Consider the following 16560-nt stretch of genomic DNA (forward strand, 5'->3'; position numbering starts at 1 on the left):
TAAGCTGTGAATTTTAAACTGTAAACTGATAAAAGGGAGGGATTAGATGAAGGTATGTTTTATAACCTCAAGTGGTGGCCACTTGACTCATTTAATTCAATTAAAAGAGTGGTGGCAAGATAAGGAGAGATTTTGGGTTACTTTTGAGAAGGAGGATTCAAAATCAATACTTAAAGATGAGAAAAAATATTGGTGTTACTTCCCTACAAATAGAAATATTAAAAATTTAATTAAAAACACATTTTTAGCCTTAAAAATACTTCATAAAGAGAAGCCGGATTTAATAGTCAGCACTGGTGCGGCTCCTGCCATTCCATTTTTCTACTTAGGAAAGCTTTTTGGTGCAAAGGTAATTTACATTGAAGTGTATGATAGAATAGAGAAACCAACAATAACAGGAAAAGTAGTTTATCCAATTAGTGATTTATTTGTGTTACAGTGGGAAGAGCAAAAGAAATTTTATCCAAAGGGAAAAGTATTGGAGGGATTATTTTGATATTTGTTACAGTAGGAACTCATGAACAAGGTATGAATAGATTATTTATAGAATTGGATAAGTTAGTTGAAAAAGGGCAAATTACAGATGAAATATTTGCTCAAATTGGATATAGCAATTATATTCCTAGAAATTATAAAAGTAAAAAAATGATTGGATACGATGAAATGGACGAAAACATGAGGAAAAGTGATATAGTTATAACTCATGGGGGCCCAGGCAGCATATTTCATCCACTTAAATATAATAAGGTACCAATTGTGGTGCCAAGAAATCCTGAATTTAATGAACATGTTGATAATCATCAAATACTTTTCACTAAAAGGTTAGATGAAAATTCGAAAGTTATTGGAGTATATGATATTGAAAATTTAGATGAGACAATAAGAAATTATAACGAGCTTTCTAAAAAATGCAATAATTATAGTTCTAGTAAAAATGAGTTCATTAAAAAATTTGATAAGGCTGTTCTTGAAATAAGGCATATGAAATAAAATAACAAGCCCAAAGCTGGCATGAATATTTTTCATCAAACAAGGAGGAAAAGTGCCATCATAGCGGGTCTATTATGGCATTTTTCTGAAGAAGGATGATGGAAAATATGCTGACAGATGGACTTGTTATTTTTTTGATTGTGCCTAATGTAAATATAGAAATCATTAAGCTATAATTAAATTATAATTAAGTTTAATGATTTTTTGCAAATACGGATTTTTAAGGAGAACAAACGATGAATATATTATATATAAACAGAGGTATGGGTCTTGGTGGAGTTGAAAAATGCATTCTACAGCTAACTAAGGAATTTAAGGAAGAAAATAAAATTATAGCTGCAAGCATGGGTGGAGAACTAACAGAAGAACTTAAAAAACTGGATGTTAAACATTATAATATTATGAATACAGATTCTAAAAATCCATTTAATATACTAAAAAATCTATTAATTATATATAAGATAGTGAAAAGAGAGGAGGTAGATATAATTCATAGTCATCACAGAATGACTACCTTATTATCAAAAGTAATATTAAAATTTACAAAAACTAAATTAATACATACTCAACATTTATGCATTGAAGACAAATTTAAGTTAACTAATTTTGCATTGAAAAATATTAAAATAATAACTGTAAGTGAAGCGGCTAAGAAAATTCTAATTGAAAAAGCCAATTTGAAAGGAAAAAATATGACTACAATATACAATACAATAGAAACTAAAAATAGTAACAAAATAGTTGATAACAGACTTTTAAGTTTAAAAGAACAGGGATATTTTATAGTAGCTCAAATAAGCAGGTTAGTGGATTATAAAGGAATTTATGATTTCATTGAAGTGGCTAAGAGAACCACCTTAGAAAATAAAAAAATAAAGTTTGTATTATTAGGTGATGGGCCAGAACTAAATAATGCAAGTGAAGTTATTAAAAAAGAAAATTTAGATGAATCGATATACTTATTAGGAGCAAAAGATAATGTAATAGAGCACTTAAAATATATAGATATATTACTTTTGTGTTCATACATTGAAGGATTACCATTAACCCCATTGGAGGCTTTTTCTCAAGGAGTTCCAGTTATTGCTACAAATATTGATGGAACAAATGAAGAAATAGAAGATGGGTACAACGGATATTTGGTAGAAATGAAAGACGTTGAAACCTTTAAAGAAAAAATACTTAAGTTACACAATGATAAAGTAGGATATAACTGTATGAAAAGCAATTGTATAGAAACCTTTAATATAAAATTTAACAACAAAACATATTATGATGCGCATTTAAAGGAATATAAGGAACTTTTAAGCTAAGCGAAGCATAATTAAAAAATCTCTCTAGGATTATAAATTTAATCCTAGAGAGATTTTTTATTCGCCTGAAATTTTGTTCTAATTTATCGGCTAATTAATAATCAATAATTTAATTTAAAATATGTAAATATAAAACAATTTCTTGGTTAAACTATACATATAAAAAATTGGCGTGGATATATACATTAGGATTTGGGGGAGAAGCATGTTTTTTATTTTTAATTTAATTTTTGATATTTTTATTTTCCAAAACTGCCTAGTTGCATATATTCCAAAGTTAGGCTATATTGATGAATCTTTCACGATTTCGCTAATTTTATTATCGATATTTTATATGTTTAATAGAAAAAAACATATAATTATGTATCGTAGTGAAATAAAGGTAATAGGCTTATTTTTCGTTTTATTATTTTTAGGAATAATGGGAAATATACTGCATAATATTCAACCCCAGAAGATTGCAATATATAAAGATGTTTTAGCTATAAGTAAGTTTGTAGTTTGTTATGTATTCACTTTAATTGTTTCAAATAATATAGACAAAGATCTATTATTAAAAAAGGTAGCAAATAGGTCAAGAATATACCTAACTGTGATATTTATCTTTTTAATTATTAATTTAATTCATGATATAGGAATGTCAATGGATGTAAGGTATGGAATAAGAAGTTATAAGTTCTTATATGAGCATCCAACATATTTAGTGTCGGCTGCTGTTATATTGTTATGTACGGTACTTAGTGATGAGAGAAAAAAATATGATATCTTTATTATTTTTGAAGCTCTAGTTATATTATTTTTTACACTAAGAAATAAAGCATTTGTATTTATACTTGGATATTTCTTTATGAAGATGGTAATGAAATATGCTAAAGCTATAAAAATACGGTATATATTAATCCTTGCGGTAATTGGAATTGTTTCAACCTACAATAAAATTATGGAGTATGCATCATATTATCTTACCGCAGCTCGTCCAGCATTATTTATTGTAGGCTTTATGTTAGCAAAAAGATATTTTCCATTTGGAAGTGGTTTTGGTACCTTTGCTTCAGATTTATCAGGAGAATATTATTCCCCCTTATATTATGAATATGGAATAAATGTGGTTACAGGAATTACGGAAACTGATTATTCATATATAGGTGATACTTTCTGGCCTTATGTATATGGGCAATTTGGATTTATAGGTTTGGTTTTATTTTTGCTTATAATACTGAACATATTTAAATCAATACAACGAAGATATGAGTTACGTAAGAAGGCCCAATATGCAGCTTTTTTAATATTACTTTATATTTTGATTGCATCAACTGCAGAATCAATATTTACTGATGTAACAGGATGTTTTAGCTTTGCTGTAATTGCTCTTTATTTAGGAAATAATGCCATAGATAATAGTTCTAAAAAAAGTGAGAATAATAATTAATGAGTATAAAAGGAAAGATTGATATGATTAATAACACATTAAAAGTACTTCAGATTGTTGATTCTTTAGAGGCTGGAGGTATTCAAGCGTTTATTTTAAACATAAATAAAAATATGAATTTAAATAAAGTCAGATTTGATTACGTTGTATATAGAAATGAGAATACAAGTGAATTTTATGATGAGAAGGTCAAGGAAATGGGTGGAGAGATAATATGTTTACCTAAAAATCATGGAATTAAAAGAATAAAGTCTTTTGTGGATTTATATAACTTTCAAAAAAATAAAAGATATCACATAGTACATATACATGGAGATCGAGCAAAGAGCTTTTTTGAAGCTGTTGCTTTAAAATTCTGCAAAACACCTGTAATAATAATACATTCGCATAATGATCGTATGAGTAAAGATAAGAAATTATATCATATTCATTTAGCGATACAAAATATCATAAAGCATTTGTGGAAATATGTAGTGAATTATGAGTTTGCTTGTTCAAACAATGCAGCAGAATGGATGTTTTCTAAAGCTGATGTAAAAGATTCTAAGGTTAGGGTAATAAATAATGGAATTGATGAGAAGAAATTCATATATAATGAGGAGACACGGCAAAGGTATAGAAAAAAGTTAAAGCTAGAAGATAAATTCGTTCTAATGCATGTTGGCCGTTTTACATATCAAAAGAATCATGATTTTTTAATTGACGTTTTTAATTCAGTTAGGTCTAAATGTAGTAATGCAATTTTGCTATTAATTGGAGAAGGGGAATTAAAGGAGGAAGTTATAAAAAAAGTAAAGTCGTTAAATTTAGAGAGTAAAGTGATATTTTACGGCCTTTCAAATGAAATTTATAACATACTTCAAGCAGCAGATATATTTGTTTTTCCATCGCATTATGAAGGTTTACCGGTTGTAGGGGTAGAGGTTCAGGCGGCAAGTTTAATGACTGTTGCGTCTGATAGTATAAGTGATGAAATAAAAATAACAAATTATTGGAATTCTGTTTCTTTAAATAAATCTCCAAAAGAATGGGCAGAAATAATTTTAAAATACAAAGATGGATATATTAGAAAAGATACATCTGAAGAGATAAGGAATGCAGGATTTAGTGTGAGTATTATAGCTAAAAAACTTCAAGATTTATATATTAACAATTAGAAAAGTGGAAATAAATAATAGTATGGGGATAATCTGTTGTCTTAAGGAGAATGAATAAATGATAAGTGTTATCATACCAGTCTATAACGTTGGAGAATATATACGAGAATGTTTAGAAAGTATTTTAAATCAGAGCTATAAGGATTTGCAAATAATAATCGTTGATGATGGTTCAACTGATAATACGATGGATATTGTTAAAGAGTATAAAGAAAAATTTGAAAATTTTACTGTTTTGCAGCAGCAAAATGCAGGTGTATCCGTTGCAAGAAATACAGCTTTTCACTATATAAAAGGTGAATATACAATATATATTGATCCAGATGATTTTTTAGAACTGGATATGTTTGAATCAATGTATAAAAGAGCTAAAAATTCTAATGTAGATATTGTAATCTGTGGATTTTATTTTTATTACAACCCAAAAGATAATAGAAATTATATTGAAAAGTATAAAGTTGATTCAAGGCAGGTATACAATAGCTATAAAGTTATGGAGCTTATGCTAAGCTATGAACTGCAAGGGCAGCTATGGAATAAGCTTTTTAAAAGCCAATTGTTAAAAGAAATCGATTTTAAGTTTGAGCCTAATAGATATATTCAAGATGCTTTTCCAGTATTTAAAGCAATATATAAAGCTAGAGGAATAGGTTTTATAAATAAGCCTTTGTATTATTATAGGCAAAGACAGTCATCAACTGTTCATAAGAGAAATGAGAAATTAGCAGAGGATTATTACCATGCTATGAGCAGCATCATAAATTATATAAAAGATGAGCATATAGGAGTAAGTAATGAGAGTTTAAATATTTTTAAAGCTAAAGTATTATCACATTTTATTGCTCATTATACGAATGCCGATAAAGCTAACGGTTTAAAAAGTTTTAAAGAAAGTAAATATAGTGAATTAAATGTAAAAAATAAGGATTTTTTATTTTTAAAAGAAATATCAAAAGAGGATAAAATAAAATTATTCTTATGGAATTGTGGTTTATATACAATGTTAAAGAAAATTAAAAATAAATCATAAATAGTATAAAATTCTATATTCATATAATTTAAATAAACTTAGAAATAAGGAGTAAATATGAAGATATGTTTTATAACAACTACAATTTTTAATTTAGGAGGAGTTCAAAGAGTAGTTTCTGTTTTAGCAAGTGAATTAAGCAAAAACAATAAAGTAGAGGTAATATGTACTGATGAAAGATTTCATATTAACCGAGAGATGTATGGTTTAAGTTCTAGTGTAAGTATAAATTTTAATAAGGAATTAATACAAAAAAACTTTATTAATAAAATTTTTTGCAGAACTTTCCAGAAAGTAAATTTACTAACTGGCATTTTTAATAATGTAAACATGGATGGTTTATTGACTCAGGCATATTATCCTAAAGAAATTCAAAAGAAGTTTATAAATTATTTAAACCTACAAAAATATGACATTGTTATAGGAATTGAGGGTTATTATAGTTTGCTACTTGGAATAATAAATGATAGCTTAAATGCTAAAACCATAGGGTGGCTGCATAATTCTTATGATGCATATTTAAAAAACAAAGATAAATATTATTGGAAGCAGGATAAATTGTTTGAGAAATATATACCAGAACTTAATCGTTGTGTAGTTCTAACAAATAGTGACAAGGTTAAGTATAAAAAAAGACTTAAGATAGACTGTGAAGTAATATATAATCCTCTAAGCTTTGAATGTCATATGAAATCCTCATGCAGTGAAAAATATATCATATTTGTAGGAAGATTGCTGGAGATACAAAAAGGTTTAGACTTACTTATTGAAGCTTTCAGCATAATACATAAAGTTCATACAGATTGGAAACTTAAGATTGTAGGAGACGGTGATGATAAAGAGAGCCTTATAAATAATATAAAAAAACATAATTTGGAAAATAACGTCTTACTTACAGGAAAGTGTGATAATGTTAAGGAGCATTATTTGTATTCATCTATTTTTGTATCTACATCACGATGGGAAGGCTTTGGGCTATCTATAACTGAATCAATGGAATGTGGAGTGCCAGTAGTAGCTTTTGATAATTCAGGCCCTAAAGAGATAATAGATAGGAATAATATAAATGGAGTTTTGGTGGAAAATCATGATGCGGCTAAATTTGCAGAGGAAGTAATAAAGTTAATTGAAGATGATGAAAAAAGGGAAGCTATGTCTTTAGAATCAATAAAAAGAGCTCAGGATTTTAAGAGTGAAAAAATAATTAAGCAATGGAATGAACTTATGGAAGAATTATAGAATTTACGATTATCTTGGAGGAAGGATGAAAGAATATTCAAATTTAAAAAGTGGGATAATAGTCACATTTATATCTAAGTACAGCAATATATTTGCTCAATTAATTATAAACTCGATATTAGCTAGGTTATTATTACCAGAAGATTTTGGAATAATAGCAGTAATAACTGTGTTCATATCATTCTTTAATATGCTAGGTGATATGGGAATTGGTCCAGCAATAATTCAAAATAAATCTTTAGGGGAAAAGGAAGTATCGGATATATTTAAGTTTTCAATAATTGGAGCTTTCATTATGGCAATTGGCTTTTATTTCTTTTCATATTTTATTGCATTTTTTTATAATAACAGTATATACATAAGACTTGGGGGATTATTATCAATTTCTGTATTTTTTTCAGTATGCAATATTGTTCCAAATGCTATATTATATAAGGCACATAAATTTAAACAGGTAGGAATAATAAATATTATTGTCAATGTAATAGTCGGAATTTTTACTATAACGTTAGCTTTTAATAATTTCTCTTATTATGCATTAGTACTTGACTCAATACTTAAAAGTTTGTTTATCTTTTTATTATGTGTGAAGGTATGTAAAATACAAATAAAAAAAGGCTATTCATATGAATCTATTAAGAAAATAAAAAATTATTCCAGCTTTCAATTCTCATTTAATTTCATAAATTATTTTACGAGGAATTTAGATAATATATTAGTAGGTAAATTTTTGGGGGCTTCAACTCTTGGGTATTATGATAAATCCTATAAACTTATGCTTTACCCAGTTCAAAATTTAACTAATGTAATAACACCAGTGTTACATCCGGTATTATCAAAATATCAGGATTCTAAAGATATAATTTATGAGACATATATAAAGGTAGTAAAATTGCTAGCAATTTTAGGAGTTTTTATATCTACATATTGCTTTTTTTCGGCCAATGAAATAATACATATAATGTATGGATCCAATTGGGATAAATCCATACCTGTTTTTAAAATACTTTCAATATCAATAGTAATACAAATGATCTTATCAAGCATAGGGTCAATATTTCAAGCTACAGGATATGTAAATAAGTTATTTTCAACAGGAATAATATCAGCAGTGTTTACTGTAAGTGCCATAGCTGTCGGAATAGTTAGTAAAAGTTTATCAATATTGGCAGCAGGTTTAGTTATAGCATTCGCATTAAATTTTATCCAATGTTTTTATGTACTAATAACTAATGTATTCCAAAAAAATTTTACTTCTTTTTTGCTTCAACTAAAAAATGTAGTACTTATAGGAGTTTTAATGGTGATTGGATTTATATTAACAAGTAAAATAGTCATAAATAATGTAATAATAAGTGCAGGGTTTAAATTTATTATTGGAACTATAACATATTCTGTAGGATTATATGTAACAAAAGAATACAGAGTATTGAAAAAATTGTTTGGAAGAAAAATTTAATTGAGGAGCACATGATTAATGAGTTTATTAGAATTGAAAAATATAAGTAAGTATTATAAATTAAAAGGAAGTGAAAAGTTTCAGGTATTAAATACGATAAGCCTTTCTTTTAATACAGGGGAATTAGTATCAATTATTGGAGAGTCAGGTAGCGGAAAATCCACTTTAATGAATTTAATAGGCGGATTAGATTCAAATTTTAGTGGTGAATTATTTGTAAATGGAAGAGATGTTAAGAAACTAAAGAAAAGAGAACTTGATAAATATAGGAAAAATGAAGTGGGATTTATTTTTCAAAGTTTCAACTTGATAAATCATTTATCTGTTTTAGACAATGTGACAATTGCTATGACCTTATCTAATGTTCGAAAAAAAGAACGGATTAAACGAGCAAGGGAGATACTTGAAAATCTAGGCTTAGAGAAGCACATAAGCAAAAAGCCAAATCAATTGTCAGGAGGACAAAAGCAAAGAGTTGCTATAGCTAGAGCTTTAATTAATGATCCAGAAATAATTATTGCAGATGAACCTACAGGCAGTTTAGATTCAAAGACTACAATGCAGGTTTTACAGATAATGAAGGACATAGCACAAAGAGGAAAACTTGTAATTATGGTCACTCATTCTGAAAAGGTAGCAGCTTCTTCAACCAGAATAGTAAAAATAGCAGATGGAAGTATTATTGATGATAAAGAAGTCTTAAAAACAGAAGGTAAAAATGCTCATGAAGAGCAGGAAACATTGAATAAGAATAAGCGTAGACAAAATTTAAGTATATTATCATCTATAAAACTTGCTCTTAATAATATGAAAGAAAAGTTTGCAAGAAATATATTAGTTTCTATAGGGAGTAGCATTGGAATAATGAGTATTATTTTAATGCTATCCTTAGGCAATGGCGTTAAGGCTTATTTTAATAAAACTATGAATAGCTATGTTAACCCTTTAGTAATTGAAGTTAACATGCCAAGTTCTGACGAAGATAATGTTAATTTGGATTTTACAACAGTTCAAAAGCCAGATATAAATTCAACGAAGCCTTTTGAAGAAGAAGATATTACTAAATTGTCTCAAATACAAAATGTGTCATCTGTAGAAAAAGGGTATACCATAATTTCTTTTGGTGTTAATTCATTGGTTTATAATAATAAAACCAATAATATAGTGAAAATCTCAACAATATCTTCAAATATAACAAATTCAAATGTTGAAAAGGGAAGCTTGCCTAAGGAAGGGGAAATATTAATTAATAAAGCTTTAAGTGATGAAATAGGCAGCGATATTATTGGGCAGAAAGTCAACATGCACATATTGATTAATCAGAAGATTGTAAATAGAGATTTTATTATAAGTGGAGTTTATACGAGTACAGGAGGAGATTTAACTGCATCGATGAAAGCTGTCTTTTTAAATTACTCAGACTTAGAAAAATTGTATTCAGATAATAATAATAAATTAAAACCTAATGTAGTTTATGTAAATACAACTAATAGTAATTATACAGCTGGAATTAAAGATAAAATTAAGGGGCTTGGATATGTAGAATCTTCCCAGGAAGAATTAACTTCTATGTTCAATCAAATGATAGATGTTTTAACTTATGTCTTATCAGGTATTGCAGGAATATCTCTAGTGGTATCAGCAATTATGATAATCGTTGTTATGTATATTAGTGTTGTTGAGAGAACAAAAGAAATAGGAATAATTAAAGCTATAGGAGCTCGAGCGAAAGATATTAGAAGGATTTTTATTTCAGAAGCTTTTTTAATAGGTTTTTTTAGCGGAGCGATTGGAATTGCTGGAGCGTATGTTTTAGGAAGATTCATAAATGTTATGTCTAATAAATTATTTGCTTTGAATATTTTTCTATTGAGAAAATATTATATCGCATTAGGAATGGGCGTAAGTATTATAATAAGCGTCTTGGCTGGACTTTTGCCGGCTAATAAGGCAGCTAGACTTGATCCAGTAGAATCCTTGAGAAGAGAATGAGAATTATATATCCTGTGGTAACAGTGCATAAAGCTAAGTTATACATAGGATATTTTTTTGTACATTTTTAATCGAAATATGTCTTAGTCATTTTGCTTACATATAAATAACCATAATTTAACATTAAATAAATATTTAGGAATTAAGTTTTGAGGTACAATGTCATTGAATAAATGGAATAAATTTCCTAAGAGCTAATTGAAAAACAATAAAATAATAGAATCAGGAGGGATAATTATGAGAAAAGAAAAAAAGATAAGTATATTGCTAATTGTAGCAATTATGCTGTCAAACTTTGTTATGTTTGTTCCAATTAAGGTAGCAAGGGCAGATGTAACAAACTATACTAACAATGTTGCAGTTTCTGATATATCTGATGCTACGACTGGTGCTGCAGCTACTGTCACAACTGGGCCAGCTGTAAGTACCAAAAATTTAGATATAATAGAAATTACAGATTTTCATGGTCAACTTTTAGATACTAAAAATAATGAAGTTGGCGCAGCATTAGCAAATTCAGTAGAAAATGCAGCTGATACTAATTCAAAAAATACTTTAATAATTGGAGGCGGGGATTTATATCAAGGGACACCAATATCAAATCTTTCTAAAGGAGTTCCAGTACAGAAGGTATTATCAAAAATGGGAATGGAGGTGACAGCTCTTGGAAATCATGAATTCGATTGGGGTTTAGATACAATAAATAATGAAACTATGCAGGGTGCAGGATATGAAATTGTCTGTTCCAACTTGCACAATAGAAAAGATGACACAAGGCCATATAAACCATATAAGATAATAGAGAAAGATGGTACAAGAATAGCTGTAATAGGAGCTATATTAAATGATGTCCCTACTATAGTGTTGCCAGCCAATATAGCTAATTATAAAGTTACAGATGCAGCAGAAGAAATAAATTCTTGCGCTAAAAAAATTAGAGATAATAATGAAGCAGATGTTGTTCTTGCAGTAGTACATGATGGGGAGAATTCATTAGATAATATTATAAGTAATTTGCATGGGGTAGATGCGGTCTTTGGAGGGCATACTCATACAATTGAGGATAAGGTTGTAAAGGATGCAGATAATAAGGATGTACCAAAATTAAATGCTTGTAATGCAGGTAAAGGATATATAGATTTAAAAATTTCTTTAGACGAAAACAATAAAATAATTGGCTTTTCAAAAAAATGTACAAATTGGAATGGAGTTACTGTGAACAGTGACACTCCTGTGGATAAAGAATGTAAGGAAATTGTTGATGAGGCTAATGCTGATTTAGCACCAATTTTTAAAGAAATTTTAGGCTCTGATGATGTGGACTATACAAGTGAACAAAATGATAACCCTTTTGGAGAATCTCAACTTGGAGATTGGATGGCAGATGTTGTGAAAAACAATGTAAATGCTGATGTAGGCATGGTTAATAACGGAGGCATAAGATTAAGTCCCATTCCTAAGGGAAATATTACTTTAAGTACTATTTTTTATTTAATGCCATTTGATAATACCATTACTACAGTTAATATGACTGGTGCACAGCTTAAAAATCTTATTGAACAGGCAATTGCTGATAATACTGGAAAAGGGCTTCAAGTTTCAGGAATAAAAATTACTTATGATTCATCTAAGCCTTCCTATGTAAAAGCAGTTACAGATTCAGATGGAAAAGTTATAACACCTGAAGTTCCAGGTCAAAGGGTTAAAAGTATAGCTAGAGAAAAAGATGGAACAACTATAAAGGATGATGATAAGTTAACAGTAGCTGCTCCAGACTTTGTTGCTACAGGAGGAGATAATTTTACAGAGTTTACATTGCCAGAAATTAAGAATACCTATGTGGACACTCATACTCTTGTAAGGGATGCCTTAATTCAAGATGTTAAGAAAAATGGGAAAATAGTTGTGAACTTAGATGAAAGAATAAAAAATGATACGGACTCAGCTGGTTCCCCAGTAGAAACGACAATTAATGGAGCTAAGGCTTTAGCATCTCAAGGTACTTTGGTTAAAGTAACAGGCTATGTAAGCGGAGTAAATGGAAAGACTGTATTTTTACAAGATAATCCTGCAAATCCAACTGCAGGAATAGTAGTATATAATACATGTGGAGCAAAGATCTCAAATGGAGACAAGATTACAACTACAGGAAAGTTATCTATTTATAATGGGTTAACGGAAATAACTCCAAGTAAAGTATCGGATGTTACGACTGTAAGTAATGGAAATACAATTATACCTAAAGAAGTAACAATAGGAGATATTAATGATGACTTGCAGGGAGAATTAATCAAAATTAAAAATGCTGCTTTTAAAAGTATAGATACAACTGCATCTTCAATTATAAGTGATTCTACAGGCAGCATTGCAATATATAAAATGCCAGTCATAGCGGGATTAAAGGCTAATGATGTAAAGGATGTTACAGCTAATGTATCGAAATATAATACCTTTGAATTAATAGTGACAGATCCAAGTGAAATTGCTGATCCTGGAAGTAGTCAGGTTGGCTTAGCATCTACAATATCAATATTAGCTACTTCTGATATTCATGGTAATGTGTTAAATTTTGATTATGGTACAAATAAAGCACCTGCTAAAGGTCAAGGATTAGCTAAGGTTTCAACATATGTGAATAATGTAAGAGCTTCTAATCCAAATGTCATGTTAGTTGATGATGGAGACACAATTCAAGGAACTCCACTTTCTTATTATTATGACATGATAGATAAAAATTCTTTTTACCCAATGGCAAAGGTTATGGGAGCAATGAAGTATGATACAGAAACTTTAGGAAACCATGAATTTAATTATGGTCTTGAAACCTTAAACAGAGTAATCAATGACTATAAGAGTCAAGGAATTCATGTTTTATCTGCTAATACCTATGAAAATGATGGCTCAAATTATGTAGAGCCATATTATATTAAAGCATTCAATATAAATGGGAAGAGTGTAAAAGTTGGAATATTAGGATTAACAACTAAGTGCATTCCAAACTGGGAGGATCCTGAGCATTATAAAGGTCTTCATTTCAATGATTTAGTCGACGAAGCTAAAAAGTGGGTGCCAGTTGTGAAAGGCAAAGGAGCTGATATTGTAATTGTAACAGCACATAGTGGAGAAGAAGGAGCTAGCGATGTTATTCCTGAAAATCAGATAAAAGCTATAGCAACCGGAGTATCTGGTATAGATGCCATAGTTGCAGGACATGCCCATTCAGTAATAAATGATACAAGCTTGAAAAATCCGGATGGAAAGGTTGTACCAGTAGTGGAACCAGGAAAGTGGGGAAATTATGTATCACAAATAGATATAAGTATAGATGGGAATAATAATTTAAGTGGAATAAAAACTAAAAATGTTGCAATGGACAATACTATTGCAGAAGATCCTAATATAGTTTCATTAATAGAACCATATCAGGAAAAAACGTTAGATTATACAGCAACAGTAATAGGACAGGCAACGGATGCATTTTCTGGGGATGGGCAAACTACTAATCCAACGGCTATAATGGAATTAATAAATAAAATTCAAGCTCAAACAGCACAAGCACAATTGTCAATAGCGGCACCACTAAGTTCATCTGCCAATATACCAAAGGGAAACATAACTATTAAGGATATTATGGGAACTTATGTATATGAAAATTATCTTTATGGAATAAAGATGAATGGGGCTCAGTTAAAAAAATGGATGGAATATTCTATGAGATATTATAAGCAGGCTGCAAGTAAAACAGATCTAATTGAAAAAGATCCTGTATTAAATGTTCCAGATTATAATTTAGATCAGTTATATGGAGCAACTTATGATGTGGATCTAACAAAGCCAGTCGGAAACAGAATAGTTAATTTAAAATATAATGGAAAAACAATTAATGATACAGATATATTTACAGTAGCTATAAATGATTATAGATATAATGGTGGCGGTGGTTTTATGCAGGCTGCTGGAATCAGTAATACAGATCCTAGCATAGTTACTTATAGTTCAGCAAAAGCTTTAGGAGATGATGGACAGGTTAGAAGCTTAATGATGTCATATATTAAAGCAGGTCAAATAATAAGTCCAACTTGCTCAAACAACTGGAAACTTTATACAGAAAATGTTCCGATAAATAATACAGGATCCAACGGTTCAAGTGGTGATTCTAATAATACTGGTAGTAGTTCAAGTGGTTCGCATCACCATAGTTCAAGCAGTGACAGCAATGATGATAATACATCTAATACTTCAAGTAATTCTAATAATAGCTCAAGCAATTCTAATAATAGTGGAAATAATAATGTGCAAACAGGGCAAAATAACAATGTATCCAAAAATAATTGGAGCAAAATAAGTGGTAAGTGGTATTATTTGAACGATCAAGGAACAAAAATAGTAAATACTTGGAAACAAATTAATAATCAATGGTATCACTTTGGAAAAGATGGAATTATGGAAACAGGATGGCTTAAAGATAGTAATGGAAAGTGGTACTATCTTCAAGAAAATGGTGCGATGAAAACAGGGTGGCTATTAGATAAGGATAATAATTGGTATTATTTGAATAATGATGGCTCCATGACAGATGGATGGTTTGAAGATAGTGATGGTAAATGGTATTATTTTGGCGAAAATGGAGTAATGGCTAAAGATGAATATATTGGAGATTACTATGTAAATGAGAATGGAGAATACGCTGCATAAAAAGATTTTAAATAACAGAAAAATTTAGAAAATCAAATAGAAAGACAAAGGAGGAAAATCTATGGAGAGAAACATGGAAGACTGTAAAAGCTGCAAGGGAAAAGATTCTGATAGTTCAAAAACTTGCAGCTCATGTGGTTCTAATGGTACTTTGCCATCTCAAAATGATAATAATTCTGTTCTTAATAAGCAGGCAGAGGATAATTCGGAAAGTTTCTTGGATAACCCAAGGACTCTTACGCCTAGAGGTATAGCAATTAAATTAAAGCTGACAGATTTAATAGTCAATGTATTTAAGAAACATACTCCAGAAGAAAGAGAAAACACATTTATTTGCGGAACAGCTTTAACCTCACCTAAGGAAAATGAAATTTGTTCTAAGTGGCCTAAACCTTGGTTATATTCAAGAGTTTTTATTCTATTTGCATTAACATTTATTGGTCTTGTGGCATTACTCGGGATTTTTAGAAATATATTAGCATATCCGGGAATTGTATTTATAGGCGCTTTGATGATACCATTTTCCTTACTTGTTTTTTTCTGGGAAGTGAATGCTCCAAGAAATATTAATATTTTTGATGTGGTTAAAATATTTTTTCTTGGAGGAATTTCTTCCTTGCTTATGACAATGATATTAGATACAGTGGTTTCTATTAGGGATGTAGACTATTATGGCGCAGTCATAATAGGTATTACTGAAGAGATGGCTAAATTCATTGTAGTTGCATATTTTTTAAGAGGAAGTGAGAAGAAATATATATTAAATGGGTTGCTTCTTGGAGCAGCAATTGGATCTGGATTTGCAGTTTTTGAAACAGCTGGATATATATTTGCTTATGGCTCAGAAATCTATGAGATGATAAGTATAATTTATACAAGAGGAATTTTTGCTTTTGGAGGACATATTGTCTGGGCGGCTATCTCTGGAGCAGCTTTGGCAATGGTGAAAGAAGATAATAGATTAAAAATAAAATATATCTTTAACATTAAATTTCTTAAATATTTTGTTACTGTAATAGTATTACATGCAATTTGGGATATGCCTATATACATTGGAGATCTTCCTTATGTTCAAATAGTACTTACCATAACAGCATGGATTATTATATTAATGTTAATTAGTGCAGGATTAAAACAAATTTCAAGTTTGACTTTTGCACGAAGAGCCTAAGCTAAATTCAAGTAAAAAATTTCAAATAATTAAGAAAAGGCCTTTCTATTTTAGTAGCAAAATGATAAAATGCTCTATGCACAGT

11 protein-coding genes are annotated in these 16560 nt (G+C 29.4%); all 11 read left to right on the plus strand.

Translation table 11 applies throughout. From position 1 onward, the window contains the following. Nucleotides 1-46: 46 nt before the first annotated feature. The 11 genes from CDLVIII_RS15195 to CDLVIII_RS15245 all read left to right on the plus strand — a co-directional run bounded on the left by CDLVIII_RS15195 (nucleotide 47) and on the right by CDLVIII_RS15245 (nucleotide 16475). A complete protein-coding gene (locus CDLVIII_RS15195; protein WP_009170338.1) occupies nucleotides 47-496 on the plus strand; it encodes a UDP-N-acetylglucosamine--LPS N-acetylglucosamine transferase in 450 nt (149 codons plus the stop codon). After that, on the plus strand, nucleotides 493-990 hold the full coding sequence (pssE, locus tag CDLVIII_RS15200) for a PssE/Cps14G family polysaccharide biosynthesis glycosyltransferase (protein WP_009170339.1): 498 nt from the start codon (nucleotides 493-495) through the stop codon (nucleotides 988-990). The genes CDLVIII_RS15195 and pssE overlap by 4 nt, the downstream gene beginning before the upstream one ends. A 236-nt stretch (nucleotides 991-1226) precedes the next feature. Next, nucleotides 1227-2303 (plus strand): glycosyltransferase, encoded by a 1077-nt coding sequence (locus CDLVIII_RS15205; protein WP_009170340.1) that lies wholly within the window; start codon nucleotides 1227-1229, stop codon nucleotides 2301-2303. A 205-nt stretch (nucleotides 2304-2508) separates the two neighbouring features. After that, the gene (locus CDLVIII_RS15210) at nucleotides 2509-3732 is read left to right on the plus strand and encodes a hypothetical protein (protein ID WP_009170341.1); all 1224 of its coding nucleotides are present in this window, start codon (nucleotides 2509-2511) and stop codon (nucleotides 3730-3732) included. Continuing rightward, nucleotides 3732-4889 (plus strand): glycosyltransferase, encoded by a 1158-nt coding sequence (locus CDLVIII_RS15215; protein ID WP_009170342.1) that lies wholly within the window; start codon nucleotides 3732-3734, stop codon nucleotides 4887-4889. The genes CDLVIII_RS15210 and CDLVIII_RS15215 overlap by 1 nt, the downstream gene beginning before the upstream one ends. 58 nt (nucleotides 4890-4947) lie before the next feature. Beyond that, nucleotides 4948-5919, plus strand: a complete 972-nt coding sequence (locus tag CDLVIII_RS15220; protein ID WP_009170343.1) for a glycosyltransferase — start codon at nucleotides 4948-4950, stop codon at nucleotides 5917-5919. A 57-nt stretch (nucleotides 5920-5976) separates the two neighbouring features. Then, on the plus strand, nucleotides 5977-7158 hold the full coding sequence (locus tag CDLVIII_RS15225) for a glycosyltransferase family 4 protein (RefSeq protein ID WP_009170344.1): 1182 nt from the start codon (nucleotides 5977-5979) through the stop codon (nucleotides 7156-7158). A gap of 25 nt (nucleotides 7159-7183) precedes the next feature. Further along, nucleotides 7184-8617 carry a lipopolysaccharide biosynthesis protein gene (locus CDLVIII_RS15230; RefSeq protein WP_009170345.1) on the plus strand — a complete coding sequence of 478 codons (1434 nt, stop codon included), beginning with the start codon at nucleotides 7184-7186 and terminating at the stop codon, nucleotides 8615-8617. A gap of 18 nt (nucleotides 8618-8635) precedes the next feature. Then, on the plus strand, nucleotides 8636-10609 hold the full coding sequence (locus CDLVIII_RS15235; protein ID WP_009170346.1) for an ABC transporter ATP-binding protein/permease: 1974 nt from the start codon (nucleotides 8636-8638) through the stop codon (nucleotides 10607-10609). 231 nt (nucleotides 10610-10840) lie between these two features. Then, nucleotides 10841-15304 carry a 5'-nucleotidase C-terminal domain-containing protein gene (locus tag CDLVIII_RS29985; RefSeq protein WP_242835999.1) on the plus strand — a complete coding sequence of 1488 codons (4464 nt, stop codon included), beginning with the start codon at nucleotides 10841-10843 and terminating at the stop codon, nucleotides 15302-15304. A 61-nt stretch (nucleotides 15305-15365) separates the two neighbouring features. Further along, a complete protein-coding gene (locus CDLVIII_RS15245; protein ID WP_009170348.1) occupies nucleotides 15366-16475 on the plus strand; it encodes a PrsW family glutamic-type intramembrane protease in 1110 nt (369 codons plus the stop codon). The last annotated feature ends 85 nt before the right edge of the window (nucleotides 16476-16560 follow it).

Source organism: Clostridium sp. DL-VIII, from assembly GCF_000230835.1.
In the GTDB taxonomy this organism is placed as follows: domain Bacteria; phylum Bacillota; class Clostridia; order Clostridiales; family Clostridiaceae; genus Clostridium.

Bases quoted from the DNA above. Each gene is read 5' to 3' on its own strand.
- CDLVIII_RS15195 (WP_009170338.1), top strand. From the start codon at position 47: ATGAAGGTATGTTTTATAACCTCAAGTGGTGGCCACTTGACTCATTTA.
- CDLVIII_RS15205 (WP_009170340.1), top strand. From the start codon at position 1,227: ATGAATATATTATATATAAACAGAGGTATGGGTCTTGGTGGAGTTGAA.
- CDLVIII_RS15210 (WP_009170341.1), top strand. From the start codon at position 2,509: ATGTTTTTTATTTTTAATTTAATTTTTGATATTTTTATTTTCCAAAAC.
- CDLVIII_RS15215 (WP_009170342.1), top strand. From the start codon at position 3,732: ATGAGTATAAAAGGAAAGATTGATATGATTAATAACACATTAAAAGTA.
- CDLVIII_RS15220 (WP_009170343.1), top strand. From the start codon at position 4,948: ATGATAAGTGTTATCATACCAGTCTATAACGTTGGAGAATATATACGA.
- CDLVIII_RS15225 (WP_009170344.1), top strand. From the start codon at position 5,977: ATGAAGATATGTTTTATAACAACTACAATTTTTAATTTAGGAGGAGTT.
- CDLVIII_RS15230 (WP_009170345.1), top strand. From the start codon at position 7,184: ATGAAAGAATATTCAAATTTAAAAAGTGGGATAATAGTCACATTTATA.
- CDLVIII_RS15235 (WP_009170346.1), top strand. From the start codon at position 8,636: ATGAGTTTATTAGAATTGAAAAATATAAGTAAGTATTATAAATTAAAA.
- CDLVIII_RS15245 (WP_009170348.1), top strand. From the start codon at position 15,366: ATGGAGAGAAACATGGAAGACTGTAAAAGCTGCAAGGGAAAAGATTCT.